The sequence below is a fragment of the Mesorhizobium sp. P2_A12 genome (assembly GCF_056405075.1).
In genome coordinates, this window is sequence record NZ_JBFUCU010000010.1 from 1 (window position 1) to 16,281 (window position 16,281).

Annotated in this window: 19 protein-coding genes; 9 read left to right on the forward strand and 10 right to left on the reverse strand. The window is 62.2% G+C overall.

What is annotated here, in order from left to right; all coding sequences use genetic code 11:
* On the reverse strand, positions 1–270 hold a 270-nt coding region (locus tag AC1DZU_RS21000), incomplete at its 3' end, for a B12-binding domain-containing protein (RefSeq protein ID WP_477287933.1).
* Positions 271–545: 275 nt separating this feature from the next.
* On the opposite strand from AC1DZU_RS21000, the gene AC1DZU_RS21005 reads away from it, so the two are divergent.
* The 4 genes from AC1DZU_RS21005 (at position 546) to AC1DZU_RS21020 (ending at position 5,021) form a co-directional block, all read left to right on the forward strand.
* Entirely contained in the window at positions 546–2,120 is a 1,575-nt protein-coding gene (locus AC1DZU_RS21005; protein ID WP_477287935.1) for a trimethylamine methyltransferase family protein, read from the forward strand.
* A gap of 89 nt (positions 2,121–2,209) precedes the next feature.
* Positions 2,210–2,899 (forward strand): hypothetical protein, encoded by a 690-nt coding sequence (locus AC1DZU_RS21010; RefSeq protein ID WP_477287937.1) that lies wholly within the window; start codon positions 2,210–2,212, stop codon positions 2,897–2,899.
* 105 nt (positions 2,900–3,004) lie between these two features.
* On the forward strand, positions 3,005–3,742 hold the full coding sequence (locus tag AC1DZU_RS21015; RefSeq protein WP_477287939.1) for a dienelactone hydrolase family protein: 738 nt from the start codon (positions 3,005–3,007) through the stop codon (positions 3,740–3,742).
* 100 nt (positions 3,743–3,842) lie between these two features.
* On the forward strand, positions 3,843–5,021 hold the full coding sequence (locus AC1DZU_RS21020) for a BaiN/RdsA family NAD(P)/FAD-dependent oxidoreductase (RefSeq protein WP_477287941.1): 1,179 nt from the start codon (positions 3,843–3,845) through the stop codon (positions 5,019–5,021).
* A gap of 22 nt (positions 5,022–5,043) precedes the next feature.
* Here AC1DZU_RS21020 and AC1DZU_RS21025 read toward each other — a convergent pair whose 3' ends face one another.
* The 6 genes from AC1DZU_RS21025 to AC1DZU_RS21050 form a co-directional block, all read right to left on the reverse strand.
* The gene (locus tag AC1DZU_RS21025; RefSeq protein ID WP_477287943.1) at positions 5,044–5,439 is read right to left on the reverse strand and encodes a DUF1801 domain-containing protein; all 396 of its coding nucleotides are present in this window, start codon (positions 5,437–5,439) and stop codon (positions 5,044–5,046) included.
* 41 nt (positions 5,440–5,480) lie between these two features.
* A complete protein-coding gene (locus AC1DZU_RS21030) occupies positions 5,481–5,873 on the reverse strand; it encodes a VOC family protein (RefSeq protein WP_477287945.1) in 393 nt (130 codons plus the stop codon).
* Positions 5,874–5,954: 81 nt separating this feature from the next.
* A complete protein-coding gene (locus AC1DZU_RS21035) occupies positions 5,955–6,404 on the reverse strand; it encodes a DUF1801 domain-containing protein (RefSeq protein ID WP_477287947.1) in 450 nt (149 codons plus the stop codon).
* A 3-nt stretch (positions 6,405–6,407) separates the two neighbouring features.
* Positions 6,408–6,623, reverse strand: a complete 216-nt coding sequence (locus AC1DZU_RS21040; protein ID WP_477287949.1) for a hypothetical protein — start codon at positions 6,621–6,623, stop codon at positions 6,408–6,410.
* A gap of 56 nt (positions 6,624–6,679) precedes the next feature.
* The gene (locus AC1DZU_RS21045) at positions 6,680–7,105 is read right to left on the reverse strand and encodes an SRPBCC family protein (RefSeq protein ID WP_477287951.1); all 426 of its coding nucleotides are present in this window, start codon (positions 7,103–7,105) and stop codon (positions 6,680–6,682) included.
* On the reverse strand, positions 7,102–7,425 hold the full coding sequence (locus AC1DZU_RS21050) for an ArsR/SmtB family transcription factor (protein ID WP_457154973.1): 324 nt from the start codon (positions 7,423–7,425) through the stop codon (positions 7,102–7,104). The genes AC1DZU_RS21045 and AC1DZU_RS21050 overlap by 4 nt, the downstream gene beginning before the upstream one ends.
* Positions 7,426–7,579: 154 nt before the next feature.
* On the opposite strand from AC1DZU_RS21050, the gene AC1DZU_RS21055 reads away from it, so the two are divergent.
* The 3 genes from AC1DZU_RS21055 (at position 7,580) to AC1DZU_RS21065 (ending at position 10,778) form a co-directional block, all read left to right on the forward strand.
* Complete coding sequence (locus AC1DZU_RS21055; protein ID WP_477287953.1) at positions 7,580–8,140, forward strand: RNA polymerase sigma factor; 561 nt, start codon at positions 7,580–7,582, stop codon at positions 8,138–8,140.
* A 2-nt stretch (positions 8,141–8,142) separates the two neighbouring features.
* On the forward strand, positions 8,143–10,290 hold the full coding sequence (locus AC1DZU_RS21060) for a vWA domain-containing protein (RefSeq protein ID WP_477287955.1): 2,148 nt from the start codon (positions 8,143–8,145) through the stop codon (positions 10,288–10,290).
* Between the two features lie 242 nt (positions 10,291–10,532).
* Entirely contained in the window at positions 10,533–10,778 is a 246-nt protein-coding gene (locus AC1DZU_RS21065; protein WP_477287957.1) for a hypothetical protein, read from the forward strand.
* A gap of 15 nt (positions 10,779–10,793) precedes the next feature.
* Here the strand turns inward: AC1DZU_RS21065 and bmt are convergent, their stop codons facing one another.
* Together bmt and AC1DZU_RS21075 are read right to left on the reverse strand one after the other, a co-directional pair.
* Positions 10,794–11,816 (reverse strand): betaine--homocysteine S-methyltransferase, encoded by a 1,023-nt coding sequence (gene bmt / locus AC1DZU_RS21070; RefSeq protein WP_477288218.1) that lies wholly within the window; start codon positions 11,814–11,816, stop codon positions 10,794–10,796.
* 132 nt (positions 11,817–11,948) lie between these two features.
* On the reverse strand, positions 11,949–12,806 hold the full coding sequence (locus AC1DZU_RS21075; protein WP_477287959.1) for a helix-turn-helix domain-containing protein: 858 nt from the start codon (positions 12,804–12,806) through the stop codon (positions 11,949–11,951).
* Between the two features lie 229 nt (positions 12,807–13,035).
* Here AC1DZU_RS21075 and AC1DZU_RS21080 point away from each other — a divergent pair, with 229 nt between their 5' ends.
* Both AC1DZU_RS21080 and AC1DZU_RS21085 read left to right on the forward strand, forming a co-directional pair.
* Positions 13,036–14,046, forward strand: a complete 1,011-nt coding sequence (locus tag AC1DZU_RS21080; protein ID WP_477287961.1) for a fatty acid desaturase — start codon at positions 13,036–13,038, stop codon at positions 14,044–14,046.
* A gap of 81 nt (positions 14,047–14,127) precedes the next feature.
* Entirely contained in the window at positions 14,128–14,955 is an 828-nt protein-coding gene (locus tag AC1DZU_RS21085; RefSeq protein ID WP_477287963.1) for a phosphate/phosphite/phosphonate ABC transporter substrate-binding protein, read from the forward strand.
* On the opposite strand, the gene AC1DZU_RS21090 is transcribed toward AC1DZU_RS21085, so the two are convergent.
* On the reverse strand, positions 14,920–16,275 hold the full coding sequence (locus tag AC1DZU_RS21090; protein WP_477287965.1) for a M24 family metallopeptidase: 1,356 nt from the start codon (positions 16,273–16,275) through the stop codon (positions 14,920–14,922). The two genes, AC1DZU_RS21085 and AC1DZU_RS21090, sit on opposite strands and share 36 nt — an antisense overlap.
* Positions 16,276–16,281 lie beyond the last annotated feature (6 nt).

Genomic DNA, 16,281 nt, shown 5'->3' on the forward strand with positions numbered 1-16,281 from the left:
ACGCAGGATGAACATGCCGGCCTTCATCGCATTGGCCGACAACAGCACTTCGGGAACGAACAGGATGCCGTCGCGAAAATCCTCGCCGACGATGCGCATGCCTTCGACCAGCGCCTCGGTCAGCACCTTGTAAGGCGCCCAGCCGCGCTTGAGCAGGATGTTTGTGCCTTCCTCGATCTCTTCCTTCAGCCCGTCATAGAGATCGTCGTGCATCTGCTGCACCAACTCGTCGTCGGAAAGTTCGGAAAGGATGATCTCGTCGTCGGACATTTGTATTGAGCTCCTGCCGGCATCGCGACTGCGTCGCAAGGCACACAATATTCGCGTTCATACCTAACCCGCTGAGGGCATGTATCCATAGCTGATTTGCGACTTCCCGCAAAAGGAAAGCGACCGTAACTCTCTTGGAATTCTTGTCGATTTTGCGACAGGCGTTGGCGCTGGCGGGCCGTTTCGAATAGGGTGCATGGCTACGATCCGGCAAGAAGCGGCGATACGCTGCCGCAATGGATTCCGGACAAGAACAAATTCAGGGAAGAGCGATCATGAGCGAACACGCGGCAGTTGATCAGGAAGCGTCAAACGCGCGACGCGGGCGCGGCGCCAGCGGCGGAGCGGCTGCCCGGCGTGCAGCACGTTCGGGCGGCGGCCCCGGCACCCAGCTCACCTATATCAAACGCAAGATCAACGTCTATGAGGTGCTGGACGAGGAAGGCCTGGCACTGATCGAGAAGAACACCGACACGGTGCTCGAGGAGATCGGCATCATCTTCCGCGACGACGCCGAAGCACTGCAGCTGTGGAAAGAAGCCGGCGCCGACGTCAAGGGCGAGCGTGTGCATTTTCCCAAAGGGCTCTGCCGTTCGCTGCTGAAGACCGCGCCTTCCGTCTACACCCAGCACGCCCGTAATTCCGAGCGCTCGGTGCAGATTGGCGGCAACGCCACTGTCTTCGCGCCGGTCTATGGGCCGCCCTTCGTGCGCGATCTCGACGGCGTCAGGCGCTATGCGACGATCGAGGATTTCCAGAATTTCGTGAAGCTCGCCTATATGGCGCCGTCGATCCACCATTCGGGCGGCACCGTGTGCGAGCCAGTCGATGTGCCGGTCAACAAGCGCCATCTCGACATGATCTACAGCCACATCAAATATTCCGACAAGCCGTTCATGGGCTCGGTGACCGCGCCTGAGCGTGCCGAGGACACCGTCGCAATGGCCAAGATCGTGTTCGGCGACGACTTCGTCGAAAACAACACGGTGCTGACCAGCCTGATCAACGCCAACTCGCCGATGGTGTTCGACGAGACCATGCTCGGCGCGCTGAAAGTCTATTCGCGCCACAACCAGGCTTGCATCGTCACGCCGTTCATCCTTGCCGGCGCAATGAGCCCGGTGACGGTCGCCGGCACGCTGACGCAGGTTCTGGCAGAGGTGCTGGCCGGCGCGTCGTTCACCCAGCTGATCCGGCCGGGCGCGCCGGTGCTGTTCGGCACCTTCGCCTCGTCGATCTCGATGCAATCGGGCGCGCCGACCTTCGGCACGCCGGAGCCGTCGCTGGTGTCCTATGGCGCCGCACAGCTCGCACGTCGCCTCGGCCTGCCGTTCCGTACCGGCGGCTCGCTCTGCGCATCCAAGGTTCCGGATGCTCAGGCGGCCTACGAAAGCGCCAACACGCTGAACTCGACCATCCTGGCCGGCACCAACTTCGTGCTGCATTCGGCTGGCTGGCTCGAGGGCGGGCTCGCCTCCTGCTATGAAAAATTCATGATGGACATCGACCAGCTCGGCATGACTCAGAAGTTCTCCGAGGGCGTCGATCTGTCGGAAAACGGCCAGGCGATGGATGCCATCCGCCAGGTCGGCCCGGGCAGCCATTATCTCGGTTGCGACCACACCCAGGCCAATTTCCAGACCGCCTTCTACCGCTCCAACATCGCCGACAACAATTCCTACGAACAGTGGCTTGCCGAGGGCGAGAAGACCGCACCGCAGCGCGCCAACGAACTCGCCCGCCGCTGGCTCGAAAGCTATGAGGCGCCTTATCTCGATCCGAGCACCGACGAAGCTTTGAAGGACTTCATCGCCAAGAAGAAGGGGTCGATGCCCGACGCCTTCACTTGAAAGGAGCCCGAGTCAGGCGGGGCTAAAGTCGCCAACATCATCCACAAGGAAGTCTGGCGGAGTGCGTTCTCCGATCCGGTCAAAAAGGAATGATTGCGCCTGCCGGCAGCTTTGACCGTATCGCTGCGGCGCTTTTCGCCAACGGCCTTGTTCTTCGTGGCGGCTTCAATTTTGCGCTGGGCGATGCGCCCCCGCCGGGCCAGTCAGGCGCTCCAGCCAAGTCCGTCCTGCTTGTGGGGCAGGCGGGTGCCGCGTCCTGGCCGCATTTCCTGCGCTGGCGGGAAAAGCAATCGCGGACCATCGCCAATCCGCTCGACACCTGGTCGCGTGAAGTGATCGGGGCGGTGGCGGAGGTATTCGGGGCGAGGGCCATTTCACCGTCCGACAAGCCCTATCTGCCGTTCCAGCAATGGGCGATGCGGGCGGAGGGGCTGAAGCCGTCACCGCTCGGCATCCTCATGCATCCGCACTATGGGCTGTGGCACGCCTATCGCGGTGCGTTGCTGTTCGAGCAAGAACTTCCGCTTCAAGCCGTTGAGACGCCGCTCCACCTTTGCGATGCATGTGTGGAAAAACCTTGCCTGAAGTCCTGTCCGGTCGACGCTTATTCCGCACAAGGTTTCGCCTACCAATCCTGCCTGGCGCATGTGCGGGGGGCGAATGGCGGACCGTGCCGCAGCGGTGGCTGCCTCGACCGCTACGCCTGTCCGTACGGCACGGCCTATCGCTATCCACCGGAGGTCCAGGCCTTTCATATGGCGGCATTCGCAGGTCTGTAGTCGTCACGCGATCCTGCACGAAATGTTGACTGCCGGGTTCAGGGAACGCCTTGCCCTGGCGGCTCGCGCGGATATGTATCGCGCATCTGACGAACGGAGCAGGCGATGACGAAACAAGACCTTCAGATCAAGACCAGGGATGGCGTTGCCAGGGCAGGACTTTTCCGCGCCGCAAACGCGTCCCCGGCCAAGGCCGGCATCATCCTGTATATGGATGCGTTCGGGCCGCGCGCGGCCCTCGATGGCATGGCGGAACGGTTGGCGGGCGAAGGCTATGCGGTACTGGTGCCGGATCTGTTCTACCGCAATGCGCCCTACGGGCCGTTCGACGTCAAGACCGCCTTTACCGAGGAAAGGACCAAGACAGCGCTGATGGCGCTGGTCACCGGCACCACGCAGGAGATGACCATTAGCGACGGCGGCGCATTCCTCGATGCGCTGGCTGCCGAGGGTGTTACCGGACCGATCGGGACGGTGGGCTATTGCATGGGCGGCGCACGGGCATTGAACGCCGCTGCGACCTATCCCGAGCAGATAAAAGCAGCCGCCAGCTTCCATGGCGGCAATCTGGCCAGCGATGCCGCCGACAGCCCGCATCGCAAGGCTGCCTCGATCAAGGCGCGTGTGTATGTCGGCACGTCCGGTGTCGACAGAAGTTTCCCGCCGGAGCAGTCGGCACGGCTTGCCGAGGCGTTGCGGGTGGCGGAAGTCGACCATGTCATCGAGAACTATGTCGGCATGGCGCATGGCTGGTGCGTGCCCGACCATAGCGTCTTCGATGCCGCGGGTGCCGAACGTCACTGGAAGCGATTGACGACGCTCTTTGCCGAGACGCTGATCTAAAACTGATCGGGACGTTGCCTGCGGTCACACCGAACGGGTAGAGACTGCACGATGGCGCGGCCAGCTACAACGGCGCCGTCAGCGGGAACGATTTAGCCTGATGCAATCCTATGATGTCGTGATCATCGGCGCGGGTGCCGCCGGAATGATGTGCGCCGTTGAGACGGCCAAGCGCGGCCGTTCGGTGCTGATCCTCGATCACACGGCGATGCCTGGCGAAAAAATCCGCATCTCCGGCGGTGGCCGGTGCAATTTCACCAACATCCATGCCAGCCCGAAGAACTTTCTCTCGGGCAATCCGCATTTCTGCATCTCGGCGCTCAGCCGCTACACGCAGCGCGATTTCATCGCGCTCGTCGAACGCCACCGCATCGCCTATCACGAAAAGACACTGGGGCAGTTGTTCTGCGACGGCTCCGCACGCCAGATCATCGACATGCTGGTCGCGGAAATGCGTGGCAGGGGCGTGGAACTGGTACTGTCGACCGAGGTCGCGGATGTCCGCAAAACCCTGGAAGGATTTGTGCTCACCCTCTCCACCGGTAAAGTCACTTGCCAGTCCCTGGTCGTGGCGTGCGGCGGCAAGTCGATCCCCAAGATGGGAGCGACGGGCTTCGGCTACGAGCTTGCCGAACAGTTTGGCCTTGCCATTGTCGAAACGCGGCCGGCGCTGGTGCCGCTGACCTTCGACGCAAAAACGCTTGAGCGGCTGTCGCCCCTGGCCGGCAATGCCGTCGAAGCGGAAGTCACCTGTGGCAAGACACGGTTTTCGGAAGCGATGCTGTTCACGCATCGCGGCGTCAGCGGACCGTCCATCCTGCAGATATCGTCCTATTGGCGCGAGGGTGACGAAATCCGTATCGCCATGCTGCCGGGGGTCGACGTAGCGGACCTCATTCGTACCGCCAAACGCGGCAACGGGCGGCAAGCCGTGCAGACCGTGCTGGCAAATCATCTGCCGAAACGGCTTGCGCAGTCGATCGCCGAGCGCACCGGGATCGACGGCAACCTCGCCGATCTTTCGGACGCCCAGACCAAGACCATCGCTGTGGCGGTCAATGACTGGCGCATCAAGCCGGCCGGTTCGGAGGGCTACCGTACCGCTGAAGTGACGTTGGGCGGGGTCGACACCAACGGGCTCGACCAGAAGACGATGCAGGCGAGATCCGTGCCGGGCCTGTTTTTCATCGGCGAAGTCGTCGATGTCACAGGCTGGCTGGGCGGCTATAATTTCCAGTGGGCGTGGTCGTCGGGCTGGGTCGCGGGGCAGGCAGCCTAAAGCACCAAAAATGGCGACGATGCTACTTCCGTGCCTTCGCCAACGCTTTCTTCTTCTTTTTGGCCTGGTTGTAGTCGATGGCGGCCCGGACGAGGTCTTTCAGCGCGCGCTCATCGAGCTCATCGCCCTCGAAAAGGTCGATCGCACGCCACACCTTGCCGTCCAAACCCGCGTTGAAGAGCTTGCCGGGATCCGGCAGGCTTGCGCCGTGGGAAAAGGTCAGTTTCACCTTGTCCTTGTGGGCGTTGCCGACGGCGATCATTCCGTCGCGGGACCACACCGGGCTTCCCATCCACTTCCATTCCTCGATGATCTCGCCATTCGCTTCAAGAATGGTCTTGCGGACGCTGGCGAACGTCTTGCCACGCCAGTCCGTGAGGCCCGCGATCAGCTGGTCGATCTGTTGCGATGGAGTCATCGGGTGCCTTCCTCTGCCACGACGCGCTTCATTGCCGCGCTTTACCAGCGCGCCAGCTGGGTGATCTGGACGAGGTTGCCGCAGGTGTCGTTCAACTGGGCGATCGTCGAGCCGGTCACCTCGGTCGGCGGCATGGTGAACTCGCCGCCGCTCGCCTTGATGCGCTCGTAGTCGCCCTTCACGTCGTCGGTGAAGAACATGACCGCGGGCTGGCCCTGCTTGAATATGGCTTGCTGATAGGCCTTGGTGGCCGGGTTGTCGTTGAGCGCGAGTTGCAGCTCGGTTCCATCGGGCTCTTGGGCCGAAGCCACGGTCAGCCAGCGATAGGGTCCATTGCTGAAGTCGGCCTTCTTGGTGAGGCCGAGCACTTCAGTATAGAAGCGCAGGGCGTTTTCCTGGTCGTCCACATAGACGCTGGTCAGCTTGATCTTCATCGCTATTTCTCCTCTGTCCGCCCTGTCGGAAGGGCGTGGTTTGAATTGTGCTGGCAGGCTTCAATCAATCCGCTGGCGCGGCTACGGGATCCAGCCGGGCAGGGCGGCGGCCTGCTTCACCCAGTCCGCCATCTGCGCCTCGTCTAACGCGTCGTGTTCGCGGATGTCGATCCAGCGTGCGTCCCTGCTTTTCGCCGTGCCGCCCGGCGGGACCGGCCGCAACGACATGCCGCTGAAAAAAGTCACCTTCACGTAGTGGGTCAGGACATGGAACGTCACGAACCAGCCTTGGCCCTCGATGCCGTAGAACGGCGAATTCCATCTCACGGCTTTGCGTACATCAGGCACATTGCGCACGATGAGTGCATCGAGGCGCTTGCCGAGGCCGTGTTTCCAGCCCGGCATTGCAGCGATATAGGCCTGCACCGGCGTGTCGCCGTCCCCCTTCGCGATTTGTGGGTTGCCGCCGGACAGCAGAACCGGTGCGGCCTTGGCTGCGATCTTGGTCGACTGCTCCCGCGGCTTGGCCATTCCCTATCCGCCCGCACGCTGCGAGCTCTTGGCGGCATATGGCAGCACGAACATGTACAAGCCGCTGAACAGCAGCAAGAAGAGCGGCAGGAGCGGCGAGTAGACGATCCAGGCGGGCGGCTGCCCCAATGCCATGGCAACGAAGTTGGCGATGACGGTCAGCGTAAAGATGATCGACAGCCAGCGATGAATTTGCCGAACCCACTTGTTCCAATCCAATGAGACCTCCCGTTAAAAACGAGCCGAAGCGGACCCAGTGATCCGCTCAGCGGGTTTCAATCCATTCGCGCCAGGACCTCAGCCAGGTTTGCAAAGTACTGCCGCCACCCACTCGTCGCACCCCGGTATGCCTGCTCCTGATCCGGCCGGAAGCCGGACTGCTCCATGCGCAATCGAGTGCCCGTGCTGGTCGGCATGAGAGTCCATGTGACGACACTCTCGAGGCCATAGGCCTGCCAGGTGTAGGACAGTGTCTTGTTCGGCTCGATTGCGGTTACCTGACAGTCAACGACGATGCTCACGTCAGGCTGCGGGTCCTTTCGCAGATTGAAACGATGACCCGCTACTGGCTTGAAATCATTCTTCATCAGCCACTCCTCAATCAAATGCGGTTGGGTGAGCGCGCGCCAGATCTTTTCCGGCGGATGAGGTATCTCTCTTTCGACAACGACGGAGCGCGTTTCGGTCGCAATGTTGGTCATTGGTCCATTCTATTGAGCAGATTTTCGAGGTCGTCGAACCGGCTCTGCCAGAATGCGTTCATCTGGTTCGTCCAGTCTGTCAGCGGTGCAAGTGCGCCGAGTTGGGCGCTGTAATGGGTCTGCCGTCCCTCATGGCGGTCGCGCACCAGCCCGGCATGCCTGAGCACGCCGAGGTGCTTTGATACGGCTGGTTGCGAGACCCCCGACTGAGCCGTCAGAGCGCCGACCGTCTGCTCGCCTTCCCGGCACAGGCGCTCGAAGATGGCCCGACGCGTCGGATCGGAGAGCGTTCTGAAAAGGACATCGTGAGCATTCGTCATTGGGATCGATAACTCGGCGGCTATTGATTGACGTATAACCGCTGGGATATGTATGTGTCAAGCGGGGCATCGAAGGCCACGATCTGTCCGTTTCCAAAAAAATCTTTCCATTGCCCCAAGGAATCGCCATTAGCCTTCGTCCAACAGGCAAATGATGGCGATGATGCTGGATGAGAGCGAAGCCTCCGACGCCGAACTGATCGGGCGGGCGAAGGGCGGAGACAGGGCGGCCTTCAGCAAATTGCTGGAAAGGCACTATGACTTCGTCTATCGCGCCGCCTATCGCTGGTGCGGCAAGAAAGCCGATGCCGAAGACATCGCCCAGGAAGTCTGCGTCCGGCTCGGCCGGGCTATCCGCGACTATCGCGGCGGCGGCGCCTTCACGACATGGCTTTACTCCGTGACCCTGAACGCCGCGCGCGACATGATGCGCAAGTCCGCCCGCGATATGGCAAAGACGGAGGCCTACGGCGTTCACGCGCTGATCTCGGGCGAGGCTTCGGCAGAGCCGGAAGGCCCGGCCGAGGCCTTGTGGGCGGCGGTGCGGCAACTGCCGGACAAGCAGCGCGACGCCGTGCTGCTTGTTTACGGCGAGGGCTTGAGCCATGCGGCTGCCGCTGAGGCGATGGCGATCTCGGAGGCGACGGTTTCCTGGCACATCCATGAAGCGAAGAAACGGCTGAAGACGCTAATGCGCTCGGCCGGGGAAGTGTGACCATGGTCGACGACAACGAACTCAACAGACTGCGCGACATCGCGGCGCCGGCGCCGGGCGAGAGCGCGAAGGCTCGTGCCTTCGAAGCCGCCATGCGCGCCTATGACCAGGAAAATATTTCGACCGCGACCCAAGGATCGGTTGGCGGGCTTCGTCTCACAGAGCGAGCACAAAAGCTCTGGAGCGAGATCATGCAAAAGAAACTCATTGCCGCGCCGGCCCTTGCCGGGCTCGTCGCCCTGCCGATCGCCGGATACGCCACCTTCCACATGCTGAGGGAACAGCCGCCGAAATTCGGCGGCGACGAGAAGATCACCGAAACGCTGGCCGACAAGCCTGCGACGGTGAAGCAGACGACCAACGAGCTCAAGCCGGCCCGCACCGAACTGGAGAAAGACAAGAAGGCCGACGCGGACGTGGAAAGCCGCGACGCCACCGATGCGCTTGTCGCGCCGGCCTCGCCGCCGAAATCCGAATCGACCGTCGCTATCGGCGGCGCACAGAAGGAGGCGGCGACGGGCGCTCCCCGACAGGATGCTACTGGCGCCGGAAGTGTGGCAATGAATAGTGCACCCCCGGCACCGGCCCCGACAGGTGAATTTGCGGTGGACGGCACTGTAAGCGCGCCCAGCAAGTCGCGGAGTCTCGCGCCGGCCGAGTCCAAGCTGATGGCGCAGCAGCCAGCCATGGCTCCGGCCGACCAGGTTCAGCCGCAAGAGGAGAACCGCGACCGCATCGAGGATTTCAAGACCAATCCGGTGCATGCCGCGCTTGAGGATCCGGTCTCGACCTTCTCGATCGATGTCGACACGGCTTCCTATTCCTTCGTGCGGCGTTCGCTGAAGGAAGGGTTCGTGCCGCAGGCCGATACGGTCCGCGTCGAGGAGATGATCAACTACTTCCCTTATGACTGGAAGGGCCCGGACTCCGCCACGACGCCGTTCAACTCGACGGTCAGCGTCATGCCTACACCGTGGAACACGCACACCAAGCTGATGCATGTCGCCATCAAGGGTTTTGACGTCAAGCCGACCGAGCAGCCGAAAGCCAATCTGGTCTTCCTGATCGACGTCTCGGGCTCGATGGACGAGCCGGACAAGCTGCCGCTGCTCAAGTCGGCTTTCCGGCTTCTGGTCGGCAAATTGAAGGCAGACGACACGATCTCGATCGTGACCTATGCCGGTGAGGCCGGCACCGTGCTGATGCCGACAAAAGTTGCCGAGAAGGACAAGATCCTCAATGCCATCGACAATCTGCAGCCCGGCGGCTCGACGGCCGGCGAGGCGGGCATCAAGGAAGCCTACAGGCTTGCCCAGCAATCCTTCGTCAAGGACGGCGTCAACCGGGTGATGCTCGCCACCGATGGCGACTTCAACGTTGGCCAGACTGATGACGACGACCTGAAGCGGTTGATCGAGAGCGAGCGCAAGACCGGTGTCTTCCTGTCGGTGTTCGGCTTTGGCCGCGGCAATCTGAACGACCAGATGATGCAGACCATCGCCCAGAACGGCAACGGCACGGCCGCCTATATCGACACGCTCGCCGAGGCCGAGAAGGTGCTGGTCGAGGATGCCTCCTCGACGCTGTTCACCATCGCCAAGGATGTGAAGATCCAGGTCGAGTTCAACCCGAACAAGGTCTCCGAATATCGGCTGATCGGCTACGAGACCCGGGCGCTCAACCGCGAGGATTTCAACAATGACCGCGTCGATGCCGGCGATATCGGTTCGGGCCATTCGGTCACCGCGATCTACGAGATCACGCCGAAGGGCAGCGGTGGCGAGCAGATCGATCCGCTGCGCTACGGCCAGGCGTCGGTGGACAATGGGGGCGTCGCCAATTCGGGCGAATATGCCTTCGTCAAGATCCGCTACAAGCTGCCCAACGAGGAGGTCTCGAAGCTGATCACCACCCCGGTGACTTCGGCCAACGAGGTGGCGTCGTTCGACGAGGCGGGCACCGACCAGCGCTTCTCCGTGGCAGTCGCGGCCTTCGGCCAGAAGCTGCGCGACGAGGATGCAACCGCGAAGTTCGGTTACGACAAGATCATGGAGATTGCCACTGCCGCTCGAGGAGCCGACCCGTTTGGGTACAGGTCCGAGTTCCTCTCGCTTGTGCGCCTTGCCTCGGCGCTGGGCGGAAATCGGTAGTGGTGATGACGGCCGGTTTCTTTCAGATGGGATCGTTCTGATACGGGAAACCGACCCACGGGCGGGTGAGGCAGGCCGGCGAGGGATTTATTCCCTTGCCGGCCTTTTTTTGCGGATTGTTAAATTGCGTTGGATTTCCGGTAGATGATCGCAATTTCCTCTCGCTACGAACAGGCTGATGTTTGGGCTTGAGGGAGCCGGAATTGCTGATCAGGACTGTTGCGAACTCGATAACCCGAGATATGCCGGCACTAGGATCGGCTTCGTCCACGCCGTCGGCGGAATCCAGGCGCATCAGCGACGACGTCGCCCAAGCGCGTCACACCGCCATATCGGCGCTGAACAATGACCGCTTTCGCGTCATGCTGGAGCAGATCTCCGACCCCAGCGCATCGGGCGCGCTGATGACGATGCGCGGCGATACGGCAGCCGGCGCCGGCACTGATTTCAAGTCGGCGCAGTCGAGCTACGCCGACAACAGCGAATAACCAGAAACGATAAGGTCAGGCCCGGCTGCGGCGACGCTCGCGGCGGGCTTCGCTGGTTTCGGCGGTGTTTTCCGTCGCCACCTTGTTGCGCATCGGACCGATGCGCTCGACAATCGCGCCAACAGTCGGACGATCAGCCTTTGTGTGCCCGTCGAGTGCCTTGCGCATGGCGGCAAGGTGCTGGAACGAGGTGCCGCAGCAGCCGCCGACGATTTTCGCACCGGCATCGACGGCGAGCCTGACATAATCGGCCATCAGGTCCGGCGTGCCGGAATAATGGATCTCGGTGCCGCGGAATTCGGGAATGCCGCAATTGCCCTTGACGATCACAGTCGCCTCCGGCTTCGCCTCGGTCATATCGAGCAGCGATGCAAGGATGTCGGACGCGCCGACACCACAGTTGGCACCGACGCCGAGCGGCGCTTGCGACAAGCCGTCGACGACGCCGTGGATGTCCTTCGGCAGCAGGCCCATCATGGTGCGGCCCGCGGTGTCGAAGGAACCGGTATAGGTATAGGGCAGGCCGACGCGGATGGCAGCTTCGGCAGCGGCGCGGATCTCGTCGGGAGCCGACATCGTCTCGATCCACGCGACTTCGGCACCGCCGGCCTTGAGACCCTCGATCTGTTCGGCGAAGGCATCGACGGCCTCGTCATACGTCATGGCGCCAAGCGGCACCAGCAATTCACCGGTCGGGCCGACCGAGCCGGCGACGATCACCTTGCGGCCGGCCTTGTCGGCAACGGCACGGGCAATCTCGGCGGCGCGCTTGTTCAGCGCATGCGCACGGTCCTGCGCATGGTGCAGCTTCAGCCGGTGACGGGTGCCACCGAAGGAATTGGTGAGGATGATGTCGGCGCCGGCATCGACGAAATTCTGGTGCAGACTGGTGATGGTGTCGGGGGCCGTCTCGTTCAAGAGCTCCGGCGCTTCGCCAGCCTCCAGCCCCATGGCGAACAGGTTGGTACCGGTGGCGCCATCGGCCAACAGCACGCCCTTTTCAGCCAGCAGCGCATCGATCGGGTTGGTCGTCGTCATCGGATCGGCTTTCATGTTTCGAATTCGAATAAGGATATAAAGAAGTCTTTATGTGCAGTCAATGATTTTGCCGCGATTGACTGGCGATGTCGACGGCCGGGCGTCGGGTTGAATGACGCAGATTGCCGACAATCAGGCAGGGCCTGATGCGAAGGACATATCTGACAGATTGCGCGCGAAGGCGGCGGCTTCGTGCGGGTTGACGTCGGCGGCACGGATCAGATTGTCGAAATGCTGGGTCAAGGCCTGGACCGGCTGGGTGGCGTTCAGCACCACATACATGTCGCCGACATAGATAGCCGCCCGATAGGGGCCGAAGATGGTGAGGGGAATGGAATAGCGCATGCGGCCGTCATACAGAAACAAGCGGAAGGTCGGGTAGAGATCGTCAAGCAGCGTTGCCATATGGGCGAGTTGCTGTCGGCGGTCGGCCTCCGGAAAACGGTCCCACACGCCCAGGCCGCGGGCGAAGATCTCCAGCGTATGGCGCGGCATGCAGACTTCCATGTCGGTTTCCGGCCGCCGGTTGTAGTCGATGCGGTATTGGGTTTCGTTGGCTTGCGTCTGACGGCTCCTGTTGGTGATGTTGGCTTCATAGTCGACGAGCGCGTGTGTTCGCAGAAGATCGGGGATGCCTGCCGGCACATAGCGGATCTTGGTACCGGCCGCCTCGGCGAACCACTTTGCCAGCAGCGTGCGGTCGAAGCCGTCGCGCGCTTCCTCGATCTCCAGGCTCTCGCGGATCTCACCGGTGACACCCTCGTCCTGGCTGAGGCCAAGCAGCCAGTCCAGCGACACTTTGAACTCGGCAGCGATATTGAGCAGGGTTTCCGCCCGGGGCAGGCGTGTCGAGGCGCCGGACAGCAGTTGCGACAGGGCCGACCGATCGATGCCGACCGCGGTCGCGAACGATGACTGGTTGAGATCGGATCTTGTCAGGAGCAGCTTCAGACGCTCCCGAAAGATTGCTGACAGATCTCGTTTGTCCATCACTTCGCTCCGCGAATCAGGAGGAAAAATTTGCGCCAAAGCAGCCAAATGAACGACTCAGGCGTAAATGAATCCCCAAGTTTGTTTACAATGTGTAACATGTGCTGTCAAAAATGCGCAATCGCAACATTTTGTACACTTTGTCTCGTTGAGTGGAATCGCTTCTCCTGACACAATGATGTCAGGAACCAGTTGGGGTTCCGGCGACTGAGGGACAGTGGTCGATAGCATGACTAGCATGAGCATCAGACAGCGTAGCGTACCGGCCATCGAATGGCCGACCGTGGTTCTCGCATTCTTCTGCTACGCAACATGGTTCGCGACCGGCATCCTGCTCTGGCCATCCTACCCGATCTCCGCGCTCGCCGTCCTGGCCTTCACCGCCGCATTGCAATCGTCGATCATGCACGAGGTGCTGCACGGTCATCCAACGCGCAATGCGCGGATCAATGAGGCCTTCGTATTCCTGCCGATCGGTCTCGTCTGGCCGTTCCGCCGCTTCAAGACCATTCATTTGCGCCACCATGCCGACGAGCGGCTGACCGATCCGCTGGACGATCCCGAGAGCTACTACCAGGCGCTCTGGCAGCATGACGACTTGCCGCCGACGATGAAATTCCTGCTCAAGATCAACAACACCATGGCTGGCCGTTTCGTGCTCGGCCCCTGGCTGTCCTGCGTCGGCTTCTTCATCGACGACGCCAAGCACATGATCGCCGGCGACAAGGCGATCCGCAGGGCGTGGCTGCTGCATGCGATCGGCCTCGCCATCGTGATGCCCATCGTCCAGGTCGGTTTCGGCATCCCGCTGTGGCTCTACGTCCTGGTGCCGGTCTGGCTCGGCCAGTCGCTGATCTCGATCCGCACCTTCGCCGAGCATCAATGGTCCGAGCACCCGGAAGGTCGCACGGTGATCGTCGAGCGCTCGCCGCTGTCGTTCCTGTTCCTCAACAACAATCTGCATTTCGTCCACCACAAGAGCCCGACCGTGGCGTGGTACCGGCTGCCGAAACTGTTCCGCGACCGTCGCGACGAATGGCTGCGGATGAACAATGGCTACGCCTATCCGAACTATTTCGCGCTGATCAGAGCCTATGCCTTCAAGGCGAAGGAGCCGATCGTGCACCCGGTGCTGCGGCGCGCGCCGGAGCCGGGCAGGGCGTTCAAACCTCGCATCAGGGCGCGCAACATCAATGGGCTCGGCACCGCGCCGGTTCCCGCCGAGCCGCCCAAGGAATGAGTTTTGCGGCGAGTGGGCGCGCCTGCTAGACTGGCTGCGGTCGGTCCCCTTCAATCCGAGACATAACGGTCAGATCCCGGCATGAGCGAATTGGTTGCGGCGTTGCCGATGTATGACTGGCCCGAAGCGCGCGACGAGGTCGACGCCCAATGGGCGCGCTTGCGCGACGCCTTCCGGCGGAGGGGTATCGACGCGCCGCAGGCGATCGTGCGCCGCAATGGCGACCTGCCGCCGGTGCCGGGTGGCATTCATGATGCCCAGGGAAAACTGATTGCGCCGGACCCTGCGACATTGCCGCCGGACGAACTCGACTTTCACAGGCTTTGGCTGCATCCGGCGCTGCTGTTCGCGCAGACCTGCTGGGGGCCAATGGAACTCGGCCTGTCCAAACACGTTCAGGTGGTCGGCCAGCCGAGCTACGACGCCTGTGAAGGCGGGCAGGGCGAATTCTATTCGAGCGCGCTGGTGATGCGGTCGGGCGAGGGGCCGGAGGTTCGATCGCCTGCGGACGGCCGCGCTCTCATCCCGCTCGATCTGATCCACGGCAAGCGCTTCACCTTCAACAGCCTTGATTCCATGTCGGGCATCATTGCGCTGACGCGCGATCTGCAAGCGGCCCGCGAAGACCTGGATATATTCTCGACGCGCAGCGAAAGCGGCGGCCATCGCGACTCGATCGTCGCTGTGGCCGAAGGCAAGGCGGATGTCGCGGCGATCGACTGCGGAAGCTGGGCGCTGGCGCAGCGTTTCGAGCCGGCGGCGCAAGCGGTGAAGGTCGTCGGCTGGACGGGACGGCGCAAAGGCCTGCCGTTCATCACCGCCGCAACGACACCGGAAAAGACGGTCAGGGCGATGCGCGAGGCACTTGCGGGATTAGCCGAGCAGCCTCGCATCCAACGGGTAGGTTGAAAGTTTTTCGTTTCCGGTCGCGGTGATGAGGATCTGCTCTTCGATCTTGACGCCCTCGCGTCCACCCAGCCGACCGATATAGCTTTCCACGCACAGCACCATGCCTGGCTCGAGCACGCCGTCCGGGGTGTCGGGGGTCCAGTCGCTGGCATGCGGCAAGGTCGGGTATTCGTCGGCCAGGCCGACGCCGTGATAGAGAACGCCGTAACGCGTCGGAAAACAGTCTCCGGGCGGTACCGCTGAGCGTTCGACAAGGTCACGGAACGAGGTGCCCGGCTGCATCAATTGCGTGTTGTGATCGATCTGATCGGCGGCGATGCGGAACATGTCGCGTTGTTCATTGGTCGGCTTTTCATCGCCGCACAGCCAGGTGCGCGACAGGTCGGCGCAGAAGCCGTAGGGACCGATCAGGTCGGTGTCGAAGGCGACCAGGTCGCCGGCTTCGATTCTGCGCGACGAGCATTCCTGGAACCACGGGTTGGTCCGCGGGCCTGACGTCAGCAGCCGCGTCTCGATCCATTCGCCACCACGCGCAATGTTGCCGCGATGCAGTTCGGCCCATAGCTCGTTCTCGGAAATGCCAGGCTGCAGAGCCTGCTCCATCTCGCCCATCGCCGCCTCGCAAGCGACGATGGCGCGGCGCATGGCGAGAATCTCGTCCGATGATTTGATCAGCCGCGCATTTTCCATCACCGCTTCGCCATTGCCGATCGTCACACCCAGACGGGCGAGTTCCTCGACGCCTTCCGGGTTGATGTGATCGACCGCGATGCGGCTGTTGCCGCCGCCATGTTCCCTGACCAGATCGGCAATGCCGGCGGCCCAGCGGCGGACTTTTTGTTCGGTCAGTTCGCCACCATAGAGATACATCCATGAGACAGCGGGCCGCACCTCGTCGACGACGCCGGAATGGTCGGACAGGTGCTCGCAGGAAAAATAATCGAACAGCACCACCGGCCCGTCGGTGGCGACGAAACAATGCCGTGTCGGGTTGTGCGCCACCCACAGCTGCATGTTGGTGGAATCGGTGGCGTAGCGGATGTTGACCGGGTCGTAGAGCAGGGCGCCGGCATAGTCGCGGCGCTTCAAGTCGGCGCGGATGCGGTCCAGCCGGTATCGGCGCATCGTCGGCAGATCGGGAGCGGCAATACCTGCCGCCGCCCATTCAGCTTCCGCCTGCGCGCCATAGCCCAGCACATGCTGGTTGAGCGACGCCGCCTTCTGGCGGGAAGCGTCGCGCAGCGCCTCGATCGAGCCAGGCTCGAACGGCATGATCTTGCGATGGCGGCCAAAGCTGCCCTTCGGCCCCGCGCTGTCCATGACCGA

Bases quoted from the DNA above. Each gene is read 5' to 3' on its own strand.
- AC1DZU_RS21075 (WP_477287959.1), bottom strand. From the start codon at position 12,806: ATGGACAAACGAGATCTGTCAGCAATCTTTCGGGAGCGTCTGAAGCTG.
- AC1DZU_RS21005 (WP_477287935.1), top strand. From the start codon at position 546: ATGAGCGAACACGCGGCAGTTGATCAGGAAGCGTCAAACGCGCGACGC.
- AC1DZU_RS21030 (WP_477287945.1), bottom strand. From the start codon at position 5,873: ATGAAGATCAAGCTGACCAGCGTCTATGTGGACGACCAGGAAAACGCC.
- AC1DZU_RS21045 (WP_477287951.1), bottom strand. From the start codon at position 7,105: ATGACCAACATTGCGACCGAAACGCGCTCCGTCGTTGTCGAAAGAGAG.
- AC1DZU_RS21055 (WP_477287953.1), top strand. From the start codon at position 7,580: ATGGCGATGATGCTGGATGAGAGCGAAGCCTCCGACGCCGAACTGATC.
- AC1DZU_RS21020 (WP_477287941.1), top strand. From the start codon at position 3,843: ATGCAATCCTATGATGTCGTGATCATCGGCGCGGGTGCCGCCGGAATG.
- AC1DZU_RS21060 (WP_477287955.1), top strand. From the start codon at position 8,143: ATGGTCGACGACAACGAACTCAACAGACTGCGCGACATCGCGGCGCCG.
- AC1DZU_RS21010 (WP_477287937.1), top strand. From the start codon at position 2,210: ATGATTGCGCCTGCCGGCAGCTTTGACCGTATCGCTGCGGCGCTTTTC.
- AC1DZU_RS21050 (WP_457154973.1), bottom strand. From the start codon at position 7,425: ATGACGAATGCTCACGATGTCCTTTTCAGAACGCTCTCCGATCCGACG.
- AC1DZU_RS21090 (WP_477287965.1), bottom strand. From the start codon at position 16,275: ATGGACAGCGCGGGGCCGAAGGGCAGCTTTGGCCGCCATCGCAAGATC.
- AC1DZU_RS21085 (WP_477287963.1), top strand. From the start codon at position 14,128: ATGAGCGAATTGGTTGCGGCGTTGCCGATGTATGACTGGCCCGAAGCG.
- bmt (WP_477288218.1), bottom strand. From the start codon at position 11,816: ATGACGACGACCAACCCGATCGATGCGCTGCTGGCTGAAAAGGGCGTG.
- AC1DZU_RS21080 (WP_477287961.1), top strand. From the start codon at position 13,036: ATGACTAGCATGAGCATCAGACAGCGTAGCGTACCGGCCATCGAATGG.
- AC1DZU_RS21015 (WP_477287939.1), top strand. From the start codon at position 3,005: ATGACGAAACAAGACCTTCAGATCAAGACCAGGGATGGCGTTGCCAGG.
- AC1DZU_RS21065 (WP_477287957.1), top strand. From the start codon at position 10,533: ATGCCGGCACTAGGATCGGCTTCGTCCACGCCGTCGGCGGAATCCAGG.
- AC1DZU_RS21035 (WP_477287947.1), bottom strand. From the start codon at position 6,404: ATGGCCAAGCCGCGGGAGCAGTCGACCAAGATCGCAGCCAAGGCCGCA.
- AC1DZU_RS21025 (WP_477287943.1), bottom strand. From the start codon at position 5,439: ATGACTCCATCGCAACAGATCGACCAGCTGATCGCGGGCCTCACGGAC.